This window comes from Streptomyces sp. NPDC053474, assembly GCF_044544845.1.
Taxonomy (GTDB): Bacteria; Actinomycetota; Actinomycetes; order Streptomycetales; family Streptomycetaceae; genus Streptomyces.
Genome location: NZ_JBITXV010000009.1, coordinates 191,222 through 213,104, shown reverse-complemented (window position 1 = coordinate 213,104; position 21,883 = coordinate 191,222). Strand labels below are relative to the sequence as shown.

The window sequence follows — 21,883 nt, the reverse complement described above, 5'->3', positions numbered from 1 at the left end:
CCATGCGCGTACTTCTGACCGGGCACCAGGGCTACCTGGGCACCGTCATGGCCCCGGTCCTCACGGCCGCCGGGCACGAGGTCGTCGGCCTCGACTCCGGCCTGTTCGCGGACTGCGTCCTCGGCCCGGCGCCCGCGGACCCGCAGGGGCACCGGGTGGACCTGCGTGACGTCACGGCCGAGCACGTGGCCGGGGTGGACGCCGTGATCCACCTGGCCGCGCTCTCCAACGACCCGCTGGGCTCGCTCGCGCCGGAGCTGACGTACGACATCAACCACCACGCCTCCGTGCGCCTGGCCGAGCTGGCCCGCGACGCCGGAGTGCGGCGCTTCCTGTACGCGTCGACGTGCTCGGTGTACGGCGCCGCGGGCGGTGGCGACCTGGTGACCGAGGACGCCCCGCTGCGCCCGGTGACGCCGTACGCGGAGTCCAAGGTGCGGGTGGAGGACGACCTGCACGCGCTCGCCGACGGCGACTTCACCCCGGTGTACATGCGCAACGCCACCGCCTTCGGCTACTCGCCCCGGCTGCGCGCCGACATCGTGCTGAACAACCTGGTGGGTCACGCGCTGCTGTCCGGCGAGGTCCTGGTGCTCTCCGACGGCACCCCCTGGCGGCCGCTGGTGCACGCCGCCGACATCGCCCGGGCGTTCGCGGCCGCGCTGACCGCGCCGCGCGAGGCGGTGCACGACCAGGCGTTCAACATCGGCAGCGAGGTCAACAACGTCACGGTCGCCGAGATCGCCGAGCAGGTCGCCGACGCGGTGGCGGGGGCGAAGGTGAACATCACCGGGGAGAACGGCGCCGACCCGCGCTCGTACCGCGTGGACTTCTCCCGGTTCCGCGCCGCGATCCCCGGCTTCGACTGCGCGTGGACGGTGCGCCGGGGCGCGCTCGAACTCGCCGAGGCCTACCGGCAGCACGGGCTGACCCGCGAGGACTTCGAGCAGCGCTTCACCCGGCTCGCCGTGCTGCGCGCGGCGTCCGACGCCGGTGCCGTCGACGACACCCTGCGGCGGCGCCGGTGACCACCACGCTCGGCGAACGGATGCACGCCCTGGTGGAGCGGATGTACCCGCTGTGCCGGAGCATCACCGGCGACGGCGTGCGCGCCACCCTGGACATCGTCGGGGAGTACATCCCGCTCCAGGTGCACGAGGTGCCGACCGGGACGCGGGTGCTCGACTGGACGGTGCCGCAGGAGTGGAACATCCGGGACGCGTACGTGGCCGACAGCTCGGGCAAGCGGGTCGTCGACTTCGCCGCGTCCAGCCTGCACGTGCTCGGCTACAGCGTGCCGGTGTCGAGGACCTTGCCCCTGGCCGAACTGCGCGCGCACCTGCACACCCTGCCGGACCACCCGTCCTGGGTGCCGTACCGCACCAGTTACTACAAGCCGCAGTGGGGCTTCTGCCTGGCGCAGGAGACCCTGGACGCGCTCCCGGACGGCGACTACGAGGTGTGCGTCGACTCCACACTGGCCGACGGCCACCTCACCTACGCCGAGCACGTGGTCCCCGGGCAGGTCGCCGACGAGGTGATCGTCTCCTGTCACGTCTGCCACCCGTCGCTGGCCAACGACAACCTGGCGGGCATCGCGGTGGCGACGTTCCTGGCCCGGGCCCTCGCCGAGACGACGCCGTACTACACCTACCGGTTCGTCTTCGCGCCCGGCACCATCGGGGCGATCACCTGGCTGGCCCGCAATCAGGAGCGGATCGACCAGGTCAAGCACGGCCTCGTCCTGGCCTGCGCCGGTGACCGGGGGGACCTGACGTACAAGCAGAGCAGGCGCGGCGACGCGGAGATCGACCGGGTGCTGCGGCACGTGCTCGCGACGTCCGAACGCCCGCACCGCGTCACCGAGTTCACGCCGTACGGCTACGACGAGCGGCAGTACTGCTCGCCCGGGTTCAACCTCGGTGTGGGCTCGCTCAGCCGGACCCCGTACGCCGGGTACCCCGAGTACCACACCTCGGCGGACAACCCGGACTTCGTCTGCCCGGAGGCGATGGAGGACACCCTCGCCGTCTGCCGCGAGGCGTTCACGGTCCTCGACCGCAACCGGCGGTACGTCAACCTCAGCCCGTACGGCGAACCGCAGCTCGGCCGACGGGGGTTGTACGACGCGCTCGGCGGCCTCAGCGACACCAAGCAGGCCCAGATGGCCATGCTGTGGGTGCTCAGCCTCTCCGACGGCGAGCACAGTCTGCTCGACGTCGCGGAGCGGTCCGGGCTGCCGTTCAGCGCCGTCGCGGCCGCCGCCGACGCCCTGGGCGCCGCCGAACTGATCAAGGCGTGACGCCGATGGCCACCGGGAGGGAGAAGCAGACGACGGCGGCGGCCCGGCCGACCGCGAGGCGGGCCATGGCCGGTCGGCTGTCCTGGGGCCTGGCCGACCAGGCGGTCTGCAGCATGACCAACTTCGCGGTGGGCATCTATGTGGCCCGCGCCCTTGGCCTGTCGGCGTTCGGCGTGTTCAGCCTGGCCTGGGTGACCTACGGCGTGGTGCTCGGCGTCTCCCGCGGACTTGCCACCGACCCGCTGGTGGTGCGCTTCAGCGGCGTGTCGACCGCGTCCTGGCGCGCGGCCGCGGCCCAGTCGTCGGGTACCGCGCTCGGCGTCGGCGGCGCGGTCGGCGCGGTGTCCCTGGTGGTCGGGCTGGGCGTCGGCGGCCGCGTGGGGCCCGCGTTCGCCGCCCTCGGCGTGGTGCTGCCGGGGCTGCTCCTGCAAGACGCCTGGCGGTACTCGTTCTTCGCCGCGGGCACCGGGCGGAAAGCGTTCGTCAACGACCTCCTGGGCGGCGTCGCGCTCGTCCCCGCGCTCCTGGTCGCGGCCCGTGTGGACAGCGTGGCGGCCTTCGTGCTCGCCTGGGGCACCGCCGCCGCGGTGGCCGCCGCGTACGGCTGCCTCCAGTCCGGCATCCGGCCCCAGCCAGCCGGGGCGCGCGCATGGCTGCGCGAGCAGCGCGACCTCGGCTACCGCTACCTCGTCGAGAACGTCGGCGTCAGCGGCGCGTCCCAGCTGCGGGCGTACGGGCTCGGCGCGATCGTCGGCGTCAGCGCGGTGGGGGTGGTCCGGGGTGCCGAACTCCTGCTCGGCCCGTTCCTGGCCATGCTCATGGGCCTTTCCCTGGTCACGGTCCCGGAGGCGGCACGCGTGCTGCGGCAGGCCCCGCACCGCCTCGGCACGTTCTGCCTCATGCTGTCCGGCGCCCTGGCCGGTGCCGCACTGCTGTGGGGCGTGGCACTGCTCCTGGTGCCGGACCGGGGCGGCGAGCTCGTGCTCGGCGACGTCTGGGGTGCCGCCTCGGACCTCATCGTGCCGGCCGCGCTCGGCGTCGCGGGCAGCAGCCTCGGCATCGGCGCGGCCGCCGGACTGCGCGCCCTCGCCGCCGCCCGGCGCAGCCTGCGCGCCCAGCTCTCCGCCTCCACCTGCTACGTCGGCGGCGGACTCGGCGGTGCCGCCCTGGGCGGCGCGGTCGGCTCGGCCTGGGGCGTCGCCGCCGCGACCGTCATCAGCTCAGCCGTGTGGTGGCTCCAGCTGAGGTCCGCCCTGCGCGAGCGCCACCACTCCCCCATCCCCGAAGTGAGGACGTCATGACCGCCCATCCCCGGTTGAGCATCGGCCTGCCCGTGTACAACGGCGAGGAGTACCTCGCCGAGGCGCTCGATGCCCTGCTCGGCCAGACCTACGAGGACTTCGAGCTGGTCATCTCCGACAACGCCTCGACCGACGGGACCCAGGAGATCTGCCGCGAGTACGCCGCGCGGGACTCCCGCGTCCGCTATCTGCGGCTGCCCCGGAACATCGGCGCGGCGCCGAACCACAACTACGTGTTCACCCAGTGCCGCGGCGAGCTGTTCAAGTGGGCCTCGCACGACGACCTGTACGCCCGTGATCTGCTGCGGCGCTGCGTGGAGGCCCTGGACGAGCGCCCCGAGGTGATCCTCGCGCACGCCGACCAGGCCGTCATCGACGAGGAAGGGCGGGTGAAGGTCCCGTACGCGTACACGCTCGCCACCGACTCGCCGCGCGCGCCGGAGCGGTTCCGCAGCATGCTCTTCGAGCCCGGCGGCGACGACTTCTACGGGGTGATGCGGGCCGACGTGCTGCGCCGGGTCAGGCCGCACGACAGCTACCACCACGCGGACCGCACGTTCGTCGCCGAGATCGGCCTGCGCGGGCCCTTCCACCAGGTGCCGGAGCTGCTGTACTTCCGCCGCGACCACCCCACCCGCGCCGAGCGGGCGAACCCCTCCAAGCGCTCCCGGTGCGTCAACCTGGACCCGCGCCGGGCGGGTCCGCTGCACCCGACGCCGCGGCTGCTCGCCGAGTACGTGTGGGGCTTCGTCGCGGCGATCCGGCGGACGCCGCTGTCCGCGGCCGACCGGCGCGCGTGCTACGGCCACCTGGCCGCGTGGGCGGCCAGCCGGGCCCGGCCGGGTGCCGGGGAGCGGGTCGAGGACCGCGCCCCGGTCGATCCGGCGAAGCTCGACGTCTCCCTCGACGCCCTCGTCGCCGGGCGTGCGGGGAAGCGGCCGTGACCGCGGTGCGGGTGGGGGTGTTCGGCCTGCTCGGCTCCGGCAACCTCGGCAACGACGGGTCGTTGGAGGCCGTGCTCGGCCATCTGCGCGCCGCGCACCCGGAGGCGGTCGTGGACGCGCTGTGCGGCGGACCCGAGGCGGTCACGGCCCGGTACGGGATCCCCGCGACGCGGCTGCACTGGTACCGCGGGGAGTACCGGACCGCGTCGCGTGCGGGCGCGATCGCGGGCAAGGGCCTGGGCAAACTCGTCGACGCCGTCCGCACCGCCGCCTGGGTGCGCAAGCACGACGTGGTGATCGTGCCGGGCATGGGCGTCCTGGAGGCCACGCTGCCGCTGCGGCCCTGGGGCTTTCCGTACGCGCTCTTCCTGCTCTGCGCGAGTGGCCGACTGCTGCGGACCCGGGTCGCTCTGGTCGGCGTCGGGGCCGCCCCGATCGCCGACCGGCCGACCCGGGCGCTGGTGCGCTGGTCGGCGCGCCTTGCCGCGTACCGGTCGTACCGGGACGCGATGTCCCGCGACGCGATGCGTCAGATGGGCGTGGACACCGCGCGCGACGGGGTCTACCCGGACCTCGCGTTCGCCCTGCCGACGCCGCCCGCGGGCACGCCGTCGGGCACGGTCTGCGTCGGCGTCATGGCCTTCCACGGCGGCAACGACGACCGCGCCCGCGCCGAGGAGATCCACCGGCGCTACCTCGACGGGGTGACCCGGTTCGTCCGCACCCTCGTCGAGGACGGCAGGCCGGTCCGGCTGCTCACCGGAGACGGGGTCGACGCGACGGTGGTCACCGCGATCCGCGCCGCGGTGGACTCGCCGCTGGTCACCGCCGCGGAGGCGACCTCGCTCGCGGACCTGATGAAGGAGACGGCGGCCGCCGACGCCGTGGTGGCGACCCGCTATCACAACCTGGTCTGCGCGCTGAAGGCGGGCACACCGACGCTCGCGCTCAGCTACGCGGCGAAGAGCGACGCCCTCATGGACCGGATGGGCCTCGGCGCGTACTGCCACCCGGCCCGCGAGGTCGACGCCGACCGGCTCCTCGAACAGTTCCGGGCGCTGGAGAAGCAGTCCGCGGAGCTGCGCGGGACCCTCACCGAGCGGAACCGGCTCGCCGCCCGTCAACTCCAGGACCAGTTCGCCGAGTTGAGCACGGTCCTGTTCCCCGCGACCGACCACGCCCACGCTCCACGGGAGACCCCATGAAAGCAACCGAAGTCCCGGAGATCGACGGCGCGTTCCTGTTCGAGCCGACGCCGTACGCCGACGAACGCGGCTTCTTCTGCCGCACCTTCGACGCCGACGTGGTCCGCTCGGTGGGCCTCGACCCGAACGCGTTCATCCAGGACAGCGTGTCCCGTTCGGTCCGTGGCGTGCTGCGCGGCATGCACCTGCGCTCCGGGCGGGGCGAGGCCAAGCTGGTGCGGTGCTCGTACGGGAAGATCTTCGACGTCGTCGTGGACCTGCGGGCCGACTCGCCGACCTATCTCAACGTGGCCACCTTCGAGCTGTCCGGCGAGACGCAGGCGACCCTGTACGTCCCGGCGGGGTGCGCGCACGGCTTCCAGGCGCTGACCGAGACCGCCGACACCTCGTACCGGATCGACCGCCCGCACGATCCCGCCGAGGACGTGACGATCGCCTTCGACGACCCGGAGCTCGACATTCCGTGGCCGCTGCCGGTCACCCTGATGTCCCAGCGGGACCGGGAGGCGCCGAGCCTCGCCGAGGCCCTGAAGAACAGTGCGAAGTGAGGTCGGCGTGGACACCCAACACACCGAAGGGGCCGGGGAGTTCACCCTGCCCCGGTCACGCAGCGCGAACGAGCGGCTGCACGCGCTGATCCCCGGGGGCGCGCACACCTACGCCAAGGGCGACGACCAGTACCCCGAGGGCCTGGCCCCGGTCATCAGCCACGGCCGTGGCGCCCACGTGTGGGACGTCGACGGCAACCGCTACGTCGAGTACGGCTCGGGGCTGCGCTCCGTCAGCCTCGGCCACGCCCACCCGCGCGTGACCGAGGCGGTGCGGCGCGAGCTCGACCGGGGCAGCAACTTCACGCGGCCGTCCATCGTGGAGGTCGAGGCCGCGGAGCGCTTCTTGGCCACGGTGCCGACCGCCGAGATGGTGAAGTTCGCGAAGAACGGCTCCGACGCCACCACCGCCGCGGTCCGCCTCGCCCGCGCGGTCACCGGGCGCTCCCGCGTCGCCCGCTGCGGGGACCATCCGTTCTTCTCCGTCGACGACTGGTTCATCGGCACCACGCCGATGTCGGCGGGTATTCCGGAGGTGACCACGGAACTCACGGTCTCCTTCCCCTACGGTGACCTGGCCGCGACGGAGGAGCTGCTCACCCGGTACGAGGGCGAGATCGCCTGCCTGATCCTCGAACCCGCGGGGCACACCGAGCCTCCGACGGGCTATCTGGCAGGCCTGCGCGAGCTGGCCGACCGGCACGGCTGCGTTCTGGTCTTCGACGAGATGATCACTGGTTTCCGCTGGTCCGAGGCGGGCGCCCAGGGTCTGTACGGCGTCGTCCCCGACCTCTCCACGTTCGGCAAGGCGCTGGGCAACGGCTTCGCCGTCTCCGCCCTCGCCGGGCGCCGCGCGCTGATGGAGCGGGGCGGCCTGCGCCACGGTGGCGAGCGGGTGTTCCTGCTGTCCACCACGCACGGCGCGGAGACGCACTCCCTGGCCGCCGCGATGGCCGTGCAGGCCACCTACGCGGAGGAGGGCATCACCGCGCGGCTGCACGCCCTCGGCGAGCGGTTGGCCGCCGGTGTGCGCGACGCCGCCGCCGGGATGGGCGTGGGCGACCACCTCGTCGTCCGGGGCCGGGCCAGCAACCTGGTCTTCGCCACCCTCGACGAGAGGGGGCAGCCGTCGCAGGAGTACCGCACCCTGTTCCTGCGCCGACTCCTCGCGGGCGGGGTCCTCGCCCCGTCGTTCGTGGTGAGCAGTGCGCTCGGCGAAGCCGACATCGACCACACCGTCGACGTGGTGGCCGATGCGTGCGCGGTGTACCGAAAGGCCCTGGACGCGGGCGATCCCACGCCCTGGCTCGGCGGGCGACCGGTGAAGCCGGTGTTCCGCCGCCTGGTGTGACACGGCGTCAGAGCTGCTCCTGCCGACCGGCGTCGGCCGGTCGGTCGGCCGTCCGGTCGGCGGTCCGGTCGACCAGCCACGCGGTCGCCGGGACCACCACCAGGGCGGTGCACCAGCCGCCGAGGACGTCGGTCGGGTAGTGCGCGCTGAGGGAGACCTGGGCCCAGCCCATGGCGGCACCGGCGACCAGCGCCGCGGCGAGCACCAGGAGCGTGCCCAAAGCCCTGCCGAGGCCCAGCCTGCCGACCGCGACCAGCGCAAGGACGAGGGCGAGCGTGGTCAGGAAGGCGGTGTGTCCGCTCGGGTAGGACAGGCTGCCGCCGTGGATGGTGCGTCCCGCCAGGTGCTTGCCCAGCGTCGTCGTCGCGACGGCCAGGAAGGCCGCGGCGAGGGCGAGCACGGCCGCACGGGGGTGCCGCAGCAGCAGGCAGCCCGTCACGGCGGCCACGACGAGGAGCGCGGCTCCGGCGGGTTCCCCCAGGAAGTCCGTGGCCAGGGCGACGCGCCGCCACGGCGGCCCCACGCTGTCCGCCGTCGGATCCATGATCCAGGTGTCGACCGCGCCGGACTGGCTGTGGTCGGCGTACATGGCCCCGATCACGACGGCCACGAGTGCGGCGAGCGCCGCGATCAGCGCGAGCCCGGCACGCAGCGGTGGGGGCAGCACCGGTGGTGTCGACCGGCCGTTCACCCGCTCACCGCGTCCGGTACGTGGCGGCGGTCGAGCCGTTCCCGTTCCGCTCCGGCCAGGCGATCCAACGCGAGCCCCCCGTCGTGTCCGACTCAACCTCCAGCGGCCGTGACCGCACCCGCCGCGGACCTGGACGACTCCGCTGGAGCGTCCGGCCGCGCGGCCCCAACTCACCGGTCCGGCCGTCGTCTTGGCCACCCTAACAATCCGGTCGCGGCACACCGCCGTTTCCCCGGACCTCGGCGGCGAGCGATCGGCCGGACGCGGCCTTGGGGACCAATGGAACAGCCAGTATCGGTGAGAACGATCATGGTCACGTCGACGTGATCCAATAGCACAAGCGATCTGTTCTGTGCGGGTGTTCGGGGAAAGGTCCACGGCCGCGTGTGCCGGGTGGTTACGTCCGCTGCATGCCGGTGGAATTCTTAACTGACGAGCAGGCTGAGGCGTACGGGAAGTTCGCCGAGGAGCCGACGAAGCCCGAGCTGGAACGCTTCTTCTTCCTGGATGACGTGGACCGGGATCTGATCGCGCTGCGGCGTACGCAGCATCATCAGCTTGGGTTCGCGCTTCAGATGTGCACTGTGCGCTATGTGGGGCTGTTCCTGGGCGAGGACCCGCTGGATGTGCCGTGGACGGTGGTGGAGCACCTGGCCGAGCAGCTGGGGATCGAGGGCGCCTCGTGTGTGAAGCGGTACGCCGATCGGCGTCAGACGGTGTACGACCACGCGTGGGAGATTCGGGACGCGTACGGCTACCACCTGTACGAGGACCACGAGTGGGGGCGGAAGTTCCGGGCGTTCCTGCACGGGCGGGCGTGGACGGCGCACGCGGAGGGGCCGAAGGCTTTGTTCGATCATTCGGTGGGCTGGCTGCGCAAGAACCGGGTGCTGCTGCCGGGGGTGTCGGCGCTGGCCCGGCAGGTCGCTGAGGTCCGCGGCATGGCGGAGGACCGGTTGCATTCGGTGGTCGCCAAGGAGGTGAGGCGGGCGGATGCGGCCCTGCCCGGGGAGCTGGTGGCGACGTTGAAGACCCCGGAGGGCAAGCGGTACTCGGAGCTGGAGCGGATGCGCCGGCCGCCCACGCGGACCACGGGCACCGCGCTGAAGGCCGCGTTGCAGCGGGTCGATGACATCGCCGCCTTCCAGCTGGGGCGGGTGAAGCTCGACAAGATCCCGCCGAACCGGCTCTCGGCGCTGGCCCGGTACGGGCTGGGCACCAAGGCGCCGAAGCTGGAGCGGACCCCGGAGCCGAAGCGGACGGCGATGCTGGCCGCGGTGATGCGGCACCTGGAGGCGAAGGCGATCGACGACGCCCTGGACCTCTTCGAGATCCTGATGGCGACGAGGCTGATCAGTACGGCGAAGCGGTCCACGGACAAACAGCGGCTGTCGACGCTGCCGCAGCTGGAGAAGGCGTCGCGGATCGTGGCCAGGGCGGCGCGGGTGTTGCTCGGTGAGCTGGAGCTCATCGAGGAGACCGGCGCGGATGTGGACGTGGCCGCGCTGTGGCGGGCCTTGGAGGAGGTCGCGCCGCGGGCGGCGGTGTCCAGCGCGGCGAGCGTGGTGGTGAGCCTGGTCCCGGAGGACGACGACACGGCCGAGACGGCGCTGCGCGGGGCGCTGGCGCTGCGCTACAACACCGTCAAGCCGTTCCTTGCGCTGCTGGGCGAGTCGAAGGCGCTGGATGCGGCGACCGGCGGCAAGCGCATCCTGACCGGGGTGAAGAGGCTGCCCGCCCTGTCGCGCCGCAGGGTGGAGGAGAAGCCGCTGCTGCCCCGGGAGATCGACGACAAGCTGGTGCCGCCGCACTGGCGCATGGCCGTGTACGCGAACGCCGAGCTGCCCCAGGGGGCCGTCGACCGCGACGCGTACGTGGTGTGCGTGCTGGAACAGCTCTTCCGTGCGCTCAAGCGCCGTGACATCTTCGCCAGGCCGTCGCACCGCTGGTCCGACCCGCGCGCCCGCCTCCTTTCGGGCAAGGGCTGGGAGGCGGTGCGCGAGGACGTCCTGGCGGGGCTGAGCCTGACCGAGGACGCCGATCAGCACCTGGCGGAACTGATCGCGGTGCTGGACGCGACGTGGAAGCAGATGGCCGAGCGCCTTCAGGAAGCTGGCGCGGACGCGAAGATCAGCATCGAGGTGCAGGCGAACGGCCGGGCGAAGCTGAACGTGGAGAAGCTGAACGCGCTCGGCGAGCCGAGGTCGCTGAAGTGGCTGCGGGAGCGGGTCAAGAAGATGCCCCCGAAGATCGACCTGCCGGACCTGTTGTTCGAGGTGCACGCCTGGACGGGGTTCCTGGATGCCTTCGTGCACCTGGGCGACGGCAAGACCCGTATGAACGACCTCACCACCTCGATGGTCGGGCTGCTGGTGTCGGAGGCGTGCAACATCGGCATGACCCCGGTCGTCAACCCGAACTACGAGGCCCTCACCCGCTCCCGCCTCGTCCACGTCGACCAGTACTACCTGCGGGCCGACACCATCGCCGCGGCGAACGCCGCCCTGATCGAGGCCCAGGCGAAGGTGCCGATCGTGCAGTTCTGGGGCCAGGGACTGCTCGCCTCCGTCGACGGCCTGCGCTTCGTCGTCCCCGTCCGCACCATCAACGCCGCCCCCAGCCCCAAGTACTTCGCGAAGAAGAAGGGCATCACCTGGCTGAATGCGATCAATGACCAGGTCATCGGCATCGGGCAGATGGTCGTCCCGGGTACCCCGCGCGACTCCCTGTTCATCCTGGACGCGCTGTTGAACCTGGACGGCGGGGTGAAGCCGGAGATGGTCGCCACCGACTGCGCCTCCTACTCCGACATGGTCTTCGGCATCTTCAAGCTGCTCGGCTACCGCTTCTCCCCGCGCTTCAAGGACCTTGAGGACCAGCGGTTCTGGAAGGCGTCGATGCCCGGCACCGAGGCGGCGGGCGGGTACGGGCTACTGGAGGAGATCGCCCGGAACAAGGTCAACGTGAAGAAGGTGCTCACGCACTGGCCGGACATGCTCCGCGTGGCCGGCTCCCTGGTCACCAACCAGGTCCGCGCCTACGACCTGCTGCGGATGTTCGGCCGCGAGGGACACCCCACCCCGCTGGGCGCCGCGTTCGCCGAGTACGGGCGGATCGCCAAGACCCTGCACCTGCTCGCGGTCGTCGACCCCATGGACGACACCTACCGCAGGCAGATGCACAAGCAGCTCACCGTCCAGGAGTCCCGCCACAAGCTCGCCCGCGACATCTGCCACGGCAAGAAGGGCACCATCCACCAGGCGTACCGGGATGGGATGGAGGACCAGCTCGGCGCGCTCGGCCTGGTCCTGAACGCCGTGGTGCTCTGGACGACGCGGTACATCGACGCCGCCGTCGCCCAGCTGCGGGCCGAGGGCCACGACATCAAGGACGAGGACATCGCACGGCTGTCCCCGCTCAAGCACAAGAACCTCAACTGCCTGGGCCGCTACAACTTCCGGGCCTCCCCGCCGACGGACGGCCTGCGACCGCTGCGCGACCCGGACGCACCCGACCTCGACGACGATGACGACGGCGCGGAGGACTGAACCGGGCCTGACCAGCAGTGGGTACCAGCGCGGTGTCGTCCTGGGCGACAGCCCGGGCCAGCGCGTGGCAGGAGTACACGAACCAGCAGTCGTACTCCTGCCAGTCCCAGTCGCTGGTGTCGAAGGCGAAGCCGTCGAACTCGAATCAGTGGAACTTTGCGGTCACCCGGTCGGCCATGAGAGTCACCTCTTCGATCGTCCCCTCGCCGGTTGAGCCGTCGAGGTTCCGACCGGACAACTTCACCGGGAACGCGTTGGCGATGTTCCAGGTCAGGAGAAGGTTCGCCCCAGTGTCGTCCGTCAGGGAGATCGTGCAGTTCTTCTTGTCGACCTTGTTCTCGCTGACCGAGAAGAGCCAGGCCCACAGCTGGCTGTCCTTCGGGATCACTCCCTTGCGCAGGGTGACGGTCACGGCCTCCGGCTGGCCAGGCAGCTGGAAGAGACCGCTGGCGCCGTCCTTGTACTCGATCTTTTGGACGCCGGTCTCAAGTCCCGAAACCGAGCTGAATGTGCCGTCGGTCGCGCCCCCGTCGATGTCGAGAACGAACCGGTAGACCGGGACCGGGTACGTCGCGTTGATGTACTCCGCACTTGCACTCATGCCGTGCTCCTGTCAATGAATGTGTGGGCACCGACATACTCGCGACTCCGGGCGGGCTTGGCTGGCAGAACGCCGAAAGATCATCTGCTCCGGCTGCTCGCGTGCTACGGGGTGTCTGACAAATCGTGAAGCACGGTTCCGGAGGCCGGGGGGACGAGCGAGGGCGGGGGCGGGGTTCTGCAGGGAGACTGTTGGTTCGCAGGTCCCCTCCCCATACGGGGAATGGGCTGAACGCCAGTTTCATGCATTCGCTTGTGATCTTCCGTCGTTCAGTAAGTGGCGCCCTGACCAGGGACGCCGACTGGCCGTATACATCGGGAGATGACGTGAAACTGAGGAACGCCACCCGCGTCGCCATCACCGCTCTGGCCCTGCTCGCTCTCGGCGGCCCCGCCGTCGCGACGGCAGAAGCCGCAGAGGCGCCTGCGTGCGCTGCGGAACAGGTGACCTACCTCGACGCCGAGGACACCGCACACGCCGCCCACGACAAGCTGGGCAATTCCGAGGCCGCGCTGAAGGGGCCTCAGGAGGATCAGGCCAAGCTGGACAAGGCTGTCATGCGCGGGCGAGAGCTCGTCGCGGCCTTTGAGCTCGATGGTAGGTCACCCGAGGAAGTCAGCAAGGCCGTGCAGGAGGCGGAGGCCGCTGCCACCCGGCATGACCCGGAAGGCACTGCGAACGCCATCAAGCGAGCTGCCGAATGGACAAAGGACTTCATCGCAAAGTCGCCCAGGAAGGACGACCTCGTCAAGATCGAAGCGGCGGCAAACCGTGCTCGGGAGGCCGCCGACGAGGCCCGAGGCGCTGTCAAGGCCAAGGAGCTGGGCACCCTGAAGAGCCAGTTCGACCAGGCCCAGAAGGACGACGAAAATGCCGATAAGGCCCTGACCGGAGCCCGCGCGAAGCTCAAAGAGTGCTTGCGCAAGGCCATCGACACGAAGTGAGCGACGGCCGTGCGGTCATGGCGGACAAGGCGTACTCATCCCGGGCAATCCGCCAGGTCCTGCGCAGGCGAGGCATCCGGGTACTGATCCCGGAACGGGCCGGCCATCAGGCCAAGAGGCCCCCACCCGCCCGCCGACTGCATGCCGGGGAGCGGGGGCGCGGTGCGCGTAGTGGCGGCGGTGTCTTGTCGACCAGACTTGCGGACACCGGCGCCTCACGGTGGCCGCGGCTTCGGGGTGGTCGAGAGGTGAGGTCAGCTGACGGTCAGCTGCTCGACTGTGGCGGTTGAGCCATCCCATTTGCCCGCGATGCACCTGTTGGAGGCGTTGATAACCTCGGACTGGCTGTGACTGCCTGCGACGGTGAGGTGTCGGCCCTTGAACTGCCCGCTGGTGATCACTGCGTCCGCGCTCCATCCGCCGAGCCCCAGCTGGAAGGTGCCCGACAGGTCACTCGTGGAGACACCCTCGCTGGTGGTCCAGGTAATCCGCGCCGTAGCACTCGCGTTGGGAATGCCGAGGGTCGGGATACAACCGCCATTACCTTGTGCGTCAAGGGACAGATCGGCCTTGAGGACGTCGGAGCCCTGGCAGTTGGTGCTTTGCGCCGTCACGTGCACGCTCTGGAGCCTGTCTCCGATGAGGGTGAGCCCCGGCTTGATCGATGTGCTGGAGGTGCCGCCCGCACAGCTCACGCCGTCGCCCGGTGCGGCCTGAGCCGCAGGAGAGACGGCCATCCCCAGCACCACAGCCAGCACTGCCGCTGCGGCTCCCATGCTGGGCGCACGTCGTAAACCTCGCATGATCACTCCTTATCCGACTGATCCCGGCGTCTGACCGGGCAGGAGCATCCATGCTCACGTTAAACACAGGAAAACCACACGTATGAGGGCTTGACGTTCCAGTTCGCTCCCTCGTAAAAGAGCTCCCGAAGCCCAGCCAGCTACCGACGGGTTACTTGTTCCCTGGCGTCCGGGCTAGGGCTTCGGGGCCGTGGTAGCTGGCGAACATCTGACCACCGTACGGTGGTGACGCCAGGTGTCGGGTGGAGTCTCATCTGAAGTTGCCCGAGCCGCGGATCACGTCAGTCCGTAGTCGTGGTGACGCAGCGCCATTCGCAGAAATGGTCATCTCTGCGAGTTCTGCGACAGCGACCCAAGCGATCGGGTTTCCGCAGGTCACGATTCGCAGAAGTCCTCTCAGAACTCGGAGGTTCTGCGAGACACCTTCTGCAACACTGATCGCGAGGATCTGACGCCCGATCAAGCCGCAGACGCGGTAGAACGCAACGACTGCCCCAAGTGCGAAGTGCCCGCCGGGAGCCCGTGCCGAACGCGCGGCGGGAAGACCGCGCCGAAGTACCACACCCCGCGCTTCGTCCTCATCGCCGCCCTGCGCGAGGAACTCGAAGTGGCCGTCCCCGCCGACCGCTCGCCCGGCCGCCCCTGGAAGCAGGGACCGGCCCCGGCCACGGTGGCCGCCCAGCGCGACGCCAAGCCCGTCCGCATCGGGTACGCCCGCACATCGACCGCCCGCCAGGAGCTGGCCAGCCAGCTCGAAGCCCTCCACGCGGCCGACTGCCACAAGGTGTTCCACGAGCAGATCAGCACCGCATCAAGGTGCGGCCCGAACTGGAGAAGGCCCTCGCGCTGGCCCGCCAGTTCAAGGAGGCCGCCCCCGACACCCCGGTCATCTTCACCGTCCACGAGCTCAAGCGCCTCGCCCGCAACGCGGCCGAGCTGATGACGCTCTCCAGCGAGCTGCAGGCCGCCGGCATCCAGCTCGAACTCCTCACCGGCCCGCTCACTGGGATCTACGACCCCAACGGCATGGGCGCCATGTTCTTCGCCGTACTCGCCGTCGCCGGACAGATCGAGCGCAACTACATCCGGGAGAAGACCCTGGAGGGCCAGGTCGCCGCCGCGAAGAAGGGCAACCACGGCGGACGGCCCAAGGTCATCGACGATGACTCCCTCACCTTCGCCCTGGCGCTGAAGGACAAGGGCGTCCCCGTCCCCGAGATCGCGAAGAAGCTCACCATCAAGACCGGCAAGAACGCGGGCAAGCCGCCCTCGGTCGCCTCGCTGTACCGCGCGTTCGCCGAGGCCGAGCAGGAAACGACCGCAGGCTGACCTGCGGCTACCCCACCGCGCCAGAGGGCCCCGGCGGCGACGCCAGGACCCTCTCACTGTTCAAGATCAATCTCACCGATACTGGCTGTTCCATTGGTCCCCAAGGCCGGGACGGTCGCTTGCCGGTCGGCCCTGTGCTGGTGAGGCTGGGAGGAGACCAGTCGTCACCAGTAGCCCACGGGGGTCGAGTCGATGAGTCTCACCGTGCTGCACAGTGCCGTCGTAGAGCCGGAGCACCGTTTCGAGTGGTGGCGCGAGCTGATCAGCCAGGACGTCGCGCCCACCCGGATCACCACCGACCACGCCGAGGACTTCCCGGCCACCGCGGGCGTGGCGCGACTCGGCGCCGTGCGGCTCACCGTCATGTCGTTTCCCGCCATCAGGTCGGAGCGCACCCCCGCGCTCATCCGGTACTCCGACCCCGAGGACTACCAGCTCACGCTGATCCGGGGTACCGAGATGTGGATCACCCAGGATCGCAACGAGGCCAGGATGGCGGCCGGTGACCTGGTGCTGTGGAGCACCTCGCTGCCGTTCGACGGAAGGGGCCTGGCGGGTTCGCACGGCGGCATCTCCAAGGCCATCATCCTGCACCTGCCGCGCATCGGGCTGCCCCTTCCCACGGCCAAGGTGGACCGGCTCCTCGCGAACGCCGTGCCCGGCCGCACCGGCATGGCGGGGATCCTCGCCCGCCACCTCCTCAGCGTCGCCGAGGACGCGGCCCGTCTTGAGGAGTCCGCCGCGGCCCGGGTGGGCATCGCGACCTGGGAACTCGCCACCGCGTTCCTGGGCGACTGGGCCGACGCCCGCGACCGGGTGCCGCCCGAGTCCGGCGACCGGATGCGGCTCGCCCGCATCGACGCCTTCATCGACGCCAACCTCTGCGACCCGCGCCTGACCCCGGCGGCGATCGCCGCGCACCACCACCTGTCCGTACGCACCCTGCACTGGCTGTTCCGCCACCGCGAGGAGACGGTGGCGGCCACCATCCGGCACCGCCGCCTGGCCCGGTGCCGCGCCGACCTCGTGGCCGACCGCTACGCGGCCGTGCCCATCCACACCATCGCGGCCCGCTGGGGCTTCACCAGTGCGGCGGCCTTCAGCCGGGTCTTCAGGAGGGAGTACGGGATCAGTCCCCGGGAGTTCCGCTCGATGGCGGGCGGTGCGGGCGGCGAGGGCGAGGAGTGACGACGCGATCGCCTGGCGACTCGGTCATGTCATCGTCGGCGTGCTCGCCGCGCTCGACCAGCTCGACGTCTGGCTGGCCGGGGTGCGCGGCCTCGGCAACGCCGGGGGCTCAGGGTCCCGATCGGTTGGCCGCATGGGATGACTTCCTCGCGCGGGTCGGCGCACCGGAGGAGCAGCGCACCACGAGATCGGCCATCGAGGACCCGGACGGGCACGGTCCGCGGCTGTTCTTCCAGCAGATGCCGGAGGGCAAGAACGAGTTCTGCCTGGACTGACGCGGCTCAGCTGTAGTCGCCGAGCCGCGGTCGGCCTTGGCCGGGGCAGGTTGAATGACGCCCAGGGCGTCGTCCCCCTGCCCTTGGTCAGGGCCCGGAGCGGGAAAGGTGCTCAGCTCGCGCCGGAGGCGCTGGAGCTCGTCCAGCTCGCTGCCCAGCACCTTGAGGACGGCCTCACCGCACTACGACGTTGTCCGCGGCCGAAGTCGACGGTCCGGTGGTGGTGTTGCCGTAGTACGCCCAGCGCCACGCGCCTGTCTTGGACGCCTTCACGGTCGTCTTGAGAGCACCCGAGCCGTTGGCGTGCACCTTCTTCACCGTGGTGTAGGAGGTGGCTCCGCTGGGCTTGAACTGCAGGCTCACCAGGCGGCTTCCATAGGAGGTGTACTTCTTCGTCTCCCAGTTGGCCCGCGTGACCTTGCCGGTCACGGTGAGGGGCTTGCCCTTGGCCACCGGCTCGGGTGCGGCGTTCACACTCAGGCGGGAGTTGCGCTTGACGTAGGCGGTCAGGCCCGCGTTGTCCGTGTCACCGCCGCCGCCCTTGAAGGACACCTCGGCCGCGACCTTCCAGGCTCCGGCCTCGCTGTTGCGCATGTCCCACTCAGTGGGGTCGAAGTACATCGTCTCGTTGAAGTCGCAGACGCCCGAGCGCACCTCGTGGCAGTCGCTCGTTTCGATGGCGTGCCACAGTTGGTTCGCGGTGTTACCGCGGTACAGGAACACCGCCGACCACTTCCACTTGCGGGTGGTCGCCATGCGGAAGGAGGTGGGCACCGCGACCTCGGACAGCCCGATCACGATCGGCTTGCCGCCGTTCACCTGGACGCGGGTGAAGGAGGCCCCGCCCTCGGCCGCCCCGGCAGGCACCGCGGCCAGGCCCGTGCACACCGCCGCCGCGCCACCGGCCACGACAGCTCTCCAGATGTTCTTGCCCACCTGATCTCCGATCTCTGTACGTCTGTGCTGAAAGGCGCCGGAGATTCCTTCTCCGACGCCTTTCAGACCGCCAGGATCCGTATGGGGTTGTGCACCCGTAGATCACGATCGGGCGTCAGTGGATCTTCGCCCCGTGCGTCTGATCAGCTCTCACGCGGCCGAACCTGATCTTCGTCCTCAGCGCTGGCCATCAGCCGGGGCGTCGAAGGTGATCCAGGTATCGGGTGGCAGGTCTGGGCGACCGGCTACCGGCCTGCGTTCCTCAGTCCATGCGTCGCCAGCGATCTCCGTAGCGACGCGACGCCAGAAGGCGACTGCGGCAATGTTGCTCTCTTGGAAGGCGACTTCCCACGGCCCCGGGTGCTTCGCCACGACTTCTTGAACTGCTCGCAGCCCGATCCCTGACCTGCGCGCCCCACGGACCACGAAGAAGCTGTTCAGCACGCGCGTCGGAGCAGTCAGGCTGCGGACGAACGCGAGGCCAACAGGGGATGCGCCACTGGTCAAGAGATAGGGAGCCCAGTCGGCCTGCGTGAGGGCGGCGTGGAGCCAATCGCTCCGGAAGGTGCCGTCGGGGTTGGGCAGAACACTGTTGAACTCCGACATGTCATGTCGGAACAACAACCAGAGGCGCTCCAGTACTGGCTGGTCGGTCGCATCGGCGAGGCGCGCAGATATATCGGTCATGAATCTCCTTCGTGTTGCGTGAAACCGTGGTGCTTGGGCCTTCATGGGATTGCGCGACTGCGACGGGCTCGCAGTGGCGGTCCGGTGAGTCCGGGGGTGAGCCCGGGCATGAAAAAAGCCTCCCTAGCGGAGGCGGAGCCCAGCCAGGAAAGCTTGAGTACTGACAGGCAACGTATCACTGTTCCCGATGTGCCCCCGTCCTATGAGGTCGAGGCCGGTGACAGCGGGGCTGGAGCGTCCACGGCAGAGTGGTGCGGGCCTGGCAGGGGCATCAGCCCTACCTTCAGGCACCTCTGACTTCCCATCAGGCGGCCATGCGTGGCATGAGCTCCGTATACGCCCCGGTGTACGTCCCGGAAGGCTCGTTCGGAGTGCTGGACCACGGAGAGGTCCCCGCGCACACCGCGGACTGGTCCAACGGCCTCGTCGCCGTGATGAGGACCGGCGTCCTGATCGCTACCGGCATCCGCACCGGCCCCGTCCGCGTCCGGGCCATCAGCTGCGCGCCGCCGCCCCCTGGCCTGGACGAGGCCGACCAGTCGTGGGAGGAGATCACCGAAGTCACCGTCCAGGCACCCCATGCAGGACTGCGCGTGGAGCACCTGCACGACGGAGCCGTTGACGACCTACCCCTGCTGAGTGCGCAGGGTCCCGGACCGTACCGGCTGCGCGTCTTCGCGCGCGGCCGTGACATCGCCCGCGGCAAAGTACGCCACGAACCCACCGAGGACTACCTCCTCTCCGCGCGAGTAGAGGTGTTCCGACCCGCGCGAGCCCCAGATAGTCGGCCTTCTCGTGCTCTCCGCGCGAGCGGAGGTGGCCTCAACAACCTCAGCGACTCCGCGCGTTGGATCGCATCACACCCGCGTGAACGGCGGCGTTTCGGCGTTGCCCTCATCCGAGGTGCCGGATCCGAAGCTCTTCCTGCCAACACAAGCCAAGAAGGTCCAACCAAGGCCCGCGATCCGGACCAGTACCGGTCCTCGACCTGAACCCGCCGCCTCACCGGCGAAGCCACCCTGAACTGGCGCGGAACCTGACCCAGGACCACACATCAACCACCGGACCAATCAATCAGTCAGTCCCGTAGCACCCCACCCATACGCGGAACATGCCCAGTTCACTGCCTTCTGCAACAGGCCTTAGGGCAAAATGGGTGCGCTGCCCGAAATCGCGCGGGCCGGAAAGGTCTTCTACCGGATCAGCTTTGCGCCCGGGTGGTCGGCTCTGGTGTGGCCGATACTCGGCGAACTGCGGGCCACAAGCACGAGTTGGGGCGACTATCCCCGGGCTTACACCCCGCTTACGCCACGGTCGGTACTGAACGGCAGTCCGGGTGTAGTGTGCCTGCGGGATGGTGTCGGGGGTGCAGTCTCTCTTGAATAGTTTCCTTCCATCGTCCGGGCGTCCACGCGCTGCCACGAGTGCGCGCGGCGAGTTCTCATCTGATGGTGCGGACCAGCCGTGCCCTGCTGCACCTCCTCAGCAATTTCATTTATGAACCTTCAAGGCACGATTACTATCGGGCATATATTGCGTTCGTTGAGTGACGGTGCTGATTGAACGGAGTCGTGAGAACTAAAGTGTTGAGGGGCGAACGGGCAGCGCAACATCCGCTGAAGGTGCTCAGGGCGTCGGCCGGGTTTTCCCACCCCCGCTACGCGGAAGCCATAGCCAGGACACATGTGGCTCTGGGCTTCGGCAACATGGCGGCTAGGCGCGAGAAGATATCCCGGTGGGAATCCGGCCGCGTCGAACCAGAACTCACCGCCCAGTTCGCCATCGCGCACCTCCATCGGGTACCGCGCGAGCTCGTTGAACGTCTGGGCTGGCCGCACTGGCTTCACACAGCGATCGGCGAATCCCCATCCACGGGTCAGCAGTGGACTGCACAGAGCACGGCATCGGCCCTGAGTGAGACGGTGCGATCAGCGTATGGCCAGCCCCGTCGATACCTCACCTTACGCGGCAGGTCCCTCAGCACCCTCACGACGATGATCAGCACGACACTTCGCCACCCACCCGTGCCGCCAGAGAGAACGGGGGGGCGTACCGTGACGAATGAGCGTACAGCGGCCCTCCTAGAGGCGCGTGTTGAGGCCCTGGAGTACATGCAGCAGCAGCTCGACGCACCCCTATTGCGACAGGCCGCGCTGACTGAACTGCAGCTCCTGGCCGAACTCCTCAACGACACCGGCTACGACCGCGAGACCGGTGTCCTCCTGCACCACCTGGCAGCCCGGACAGCTGGGCTGTGCGCCGAACACGCCGCGGCCTTTGGCGACAGCGCCGCTGCGGAAAGATTCAACGTGACCAGCATCCAGATGAGCACCACGGTCGGCTGTGCCCAGATGGCGGCCTACTACACCACCTCGCTCGCCAGCATGCACCTCGAGGTAGGCAGTGCCGAGGATTCCCTCCAGTTGGTGGAGTCGGCACGCCACACCGTGTCCAATCCTCCGCCTTGCCTGGTCGCGCTCTGGTCCGCCTGCGAGGCACAGGCCTGGGCCCTGCTCGGCCGTGAAAACGCGGCTGTCCGCGCTCTGGAGGCCGCCTTCGCCTCCTACCGCGCCACACCTGCGGCCGCGGAACCAGCGATGCGCTTCGCCTCCAACCGGTGGCTCACGCCGCGATGGCTGGACGGTACAGCCGGCATGACCTGGTTCCACCTCGGTGAGCCGCGCCGGGCGCTTCCCTATTTCGCCTCATTGCTCGAAGGGCCCCTGACAGTCAGCCCCGCAGGCCCCAGCCACACTGCTCGTGAGCTGCTGTACGCTGCCAAGGCCCATCTGGCCGCGGGCAACCCGGATGAGGCTGTGCGCGGCGCGGAGCGCGCCATGGGGGTGCTCAGTGCGCTGCCGGCTCACCTCCTCCACCAGTTGCGCCGCACGTTCTCCTCTCACCAGGCCGTCCCCTCGGTTCAAGCACTCCTCGCCAGGATCGCGGAGGGGGATGAGACCTGTGCGGCACCGCACGCAGAAGCGTTCTGATGCTCGCCAGTGACCCGAGGAGCTTAGGGGTGCCTTCTCTGACGGTTCGTCTCCTGCCGACACCAGGGCCGATTAGTGTCTTCACACGTCGTCCGCCCCTGAGCGGTGCGGCCCCGATGGCGAGACGTTGGAGGAAGACCGCCGTGAGTCGTCAGCAGTACGGTCCGACCGTTCCAGGGCCTCATAAAGCGGCGCGTTATCCGCTGTTACCTGCACACCGGGCACGGCCCCTCGAGCCCT

At 69.8% G+C, this 21,883-nt stretch carries 19 protein-coding genes and 2 pseudogenes; 15 read left to right on the top strand and 6 right to left on the bottom strand.

Going from position 1 to position 21,883, the window contains the following annotated elements:
• Positions 1–2: 2 nt before the first annotated feature.
• Positions 3–1,028 (top strand): NAD-dependent epimerase/dehydratase family protein, encoded by a 1,026-nt coding sequence (locus ACIG3E_RS22705; RefSeq protein ID WP_399619282.1) that lies wholly within the window; start codon positions 3–5, stop codon positions 1,026–1,028.
• A 20-nt stretch (positions 1,029–1,048) separates the two neighbouring features.
• Positions 1,049–2,302: a DUF4910 domain-containing protein gene (locus ACIG3E_RS22700; protein ID WP_399619847.1), complete on the top strand. Its 1,254-nt coding sequence runs from the start codon at positions 1,049–1,051 to the stop codon at positions 2,300–2,302.
• On the opposite strand, the gene ACIG3E_RS22695 is transcribed toward ACIG3E_RS22700, so the two are convergent.
• Positions 2,292–2,417: a hypothetical protein gene (locus ACIG3E_RS22695; RefSeq protein WP_399619874.1), complete on the bottom strand. Its 126-nt coding sequence runs from the start codon at positions 2,415–2,417 to the stop codon at positions 2,292–2,294. The two genes, ACIG3E_RS22700 and ACIG3E_RS22695, sit on opposite strands and share 11 nt — an antisense overlap.
• On the opposite strand from ACIG3E_RS22695, the gene ACIG3E_RS22690 reads away from it, so the two are divergent.
• From ACIG3E_RS22690 to ACIG3E_RS22670, 5 genes are read left to right on the top strand one after another with little or no spacing between them, the layout of a single operon-like run.
• Positions 2,368–3,603 carry a hypothetical protein gene (locus ACIG3E_RS22690; RefSeq protein ID WP_399619844.1) on the top strand — a complete coding sequence of 412 codons (1,236 nt, stop codon included), beginning with the start codon at positions 2,368–2,370 and terminating at the stop codon, positions 3,601–3,603. The genes ACIG3E_RS22695 and ACIG3E_RS22690 overlap by 50 nt on opposite strands.
• Entirely contained in the window at positions 3,600–4,547 is a 948-nt protein-coding gene (locus ACIG3E_RS22685) for a glycosyltransferase family 2 protein (protein ID WP_399619278.1), read from the top strand. Before ACIG3E_RS22690 ends, ACIG3E_RS22685 begins: the two co-directional genes overlap by 4 nt.
• Positions 4,544–5,752 carry a polysaccharide pyruvyl transferase family protein gene (locus tag ACIG3E_RS22680; protein WP_399619275.1) on the top strand — a complete coding sequence of 403 codons (1,209 nt, stop codon included), beginning with the start codon at positions 4,544–4,546 and terminating at the stop codon, positions 5,750–5,752. The genes ACIG3E_RS22685 and ACIG3E_RS22680 overlap by 4 nt, the downstream gene beginning before the upstream one ends.
• Positions 5,749–6,300, top strand: coding sequence for a dTDP-4-dehydrorhamnose 3,5-epimerase (rfbC, locus tag ACIG3E_RS22675; RefSeq protein WP_399619273.1), 552 nt, complete (start codon positions 5,749–5,751; stop codon positions 6,298–6,300). The genes ACIG3E_RS22680 and rfbC overlap by 4 nt, the downstream gene beginning before the upstream one ends.
• A gap of 7 nt (positions 6,301–6,307) precedes the next feature.
• Positions 6,308–7,651 (top strand): glutamate-1-semialdehyde 2,1-aminomutase, encoded by a 1,344-nt coding sequence (locus ACIG3E_RS22670; RefSeq protein ID WP_399619271.1) that lies wholly within the window; start codon positions 6,308–6,310, stop codon positions 7,649–7,651.
• Positions 7,652–7,658: 7 nt separating this feature from the next.
• Here ACIG3E_RS22670 and ACIG3E_RS22665 read toward each other — a convergent pair whose 3' ends face one another.
• Positions 7,659–8,342, bottom strand: coding sequence for a phosphatase PAP2 family protein (locus ACIG3E_RS22665; RefSeq protein ID WP_399619268.1), 684 nt, complete (start codon positions 8,340–8,342; stop codon positions 7,659–7,661).
• A 410-nt stretch (positions 8,343–8,752) separates the two neighbouring features.
• On the opposite strand from ACIG3E_RS22665, the gene ACIG3E_RS22660 reads away from it, so the two are divergent.
• Entirely contained in the window at positions 8,753–11,890 is a 3,138-nt protein-coding gene (locus tag ACIG3E_RS22660; RefSeq protein ID WP_399619265.1) for a Tn3 family transposase, read from the top strand.
• Between the two features lie 145 nt (positions 11,891–12,035).
• Here the strand turns inward: ACIG3E_RS22660 and ACIG3E_RS22655 are convergent, their stop codons facing one another.
• Positions 12,036–12,491: a phage tail protein gene (locus tag ACIG3E_RS22655; RefSeq protein ID WP_399619263.1), complete on the bottom strand. Its 456-nt coding sequence runs from the start codon at positions 12,489–12,491 to the stop codon at positions 12,036–12,038.
• Positions 12,492–12,817: 326 nt separating this feature from the next.
• Between ACIG3E_RS22655 and ACIG3E_RS22650 the strand changes: the two genes are divergently transcribed.
• Positions 12,818–13,435 carry a hypothetical protein gene (locus ACIG3E_RS22650; RefSeq protein WP_399619260.1) on the top strand — a complete coding sequence of 206 codons (618 nt, stop codon included), beginning with the start codon at positions 12,818–12,820 and terminating at the stop codon, positions 13,433–13,435.
• A gap of 11 nt (positions 13,436–13,446) precedes the next feature.
• A pseudogene (locus ACIG3E_RS22645) lies at positions 13,447–13,590 on the top strand (IS5/IS1182 family transposase); the annotation flags it as partial.
• Between the two features lie 99 nt (positions 13,591–13,689).
• Here ACIG3E_RS22645 and ACIG3E_RS22640 read toward each other — a convergent pair.
• Positions 13,690–14,193 carry a hypothetical protein gene (locus ACIG3E_RS22640; protein WP_399619257.1) on the bottom strand — a complete coding sequence of 168 codons (504 nt, stop codon included), beginning with the start codon at positions 14,191–14,193 and terminating at the stop codon, positions 13,690–13,692.
• Positions 14,194–15,054: 861 nt separating this feature from the next.
• Between ACIG3E_RS22640 and ACIG3E_RS22635 the strand changes: the two genes are divergently transcribed.
• The 3 genes and pseudogenes from ACIG3E_RS22635 to ACIG3E_RS22625 all read left to right on the top strand — a co-directional run.
• Positions 15,055–15,567, top strand: coding sequence for a recombinase family protein (locus ACIG3E_RS22635; RefSeq protein ID WP_399619254.1), 513 nt, complete (start codon positions 15,055–15,057; stop codon positions 15,565–15,567).
• Between the two features lie 192 nt (positions 15,568–15,759).
• Positions 15,760–16,755: a helix-turn-helix domain-containing protein gene (locus ACIG3E_RS22630; RefSeq protein ID WP_399619252.1), complete on the top strand. Its 996-nt coding sequence runs from the start codon at positions 15,760–15,762 to the stop codon at positions 16,753–16,755.
• A 26-nt stretch (positions 16,756–16,781) separates the two neighbouring features.
• Positions 16,782–17,009, top strand: a pseudogene (locus ACIG3E_RS22625) (VOC family protein); the annotation flags it as partial.
• 195 nt (positions 17,010–17,204) lie between these two features.
• On the opposite strand, the gene ACIG3E_RS22620 reads toward ACIG3E_RS22625, so the two are convergent.
• Both ACIG3E_RS22620 and ACIG3E_RS22615 read right to left on the bottom strand, forming a co-directional pair.
• Complete coding sequence (locus ACIG3E_RS22620) at positions 17,205–17,966, bottom strand: hypothetical protein (RefSeq protein WP_399619249.1); 762 nt, start codon at positions 17,964–17,966, stop codon at positions 17,205–17,207.
• A 177-nt stretch (positions 17,967–18,143) separates the two neighbouring features.
• A complete protein-coding gene (locus ACIG3E_RS22615; RefSeq protein ID WP_399619247.1) occupies positions 18,144–18,653 on the bottom strand; it encodes a GNAT family N-acetyltransferase in 510 nt (169 codons plus the stop codon).
• Positions 18,654–18,976: 323 nt separating this feature from the next.
• Between ACIG3E_RS22615 and ACIG3E_RS22610 the strand changes: the two genes are divergently transcribed.
• Together ACIG3E_RS22610 and ACIG3E_RS22605 are read left to right on the top strand one after the other, a co-directional pair.
• Positions 18,977–19,645, top strand: coding sequence for a hypothetical protein (locus ACIG3E_RS22610; protein ID WP_399619244.1), 669 nt, complete (start codon positions 18,977–18,979; stop codon positions 19,643–19,645).
• A gap of 1,119 nt (positions 19,646–20,764) precedes the next feature.
• Entirely contained in the window at positions 20,765–21,643 is an 879-nt protein-coding gene (locus ACIG3E_RS22605; RefSeq protein WP_399619242.1) for a hypothetical protein, read from the top strand.
• Positions 21,644–21,883 lie beyond the last annotated feature (240 nt).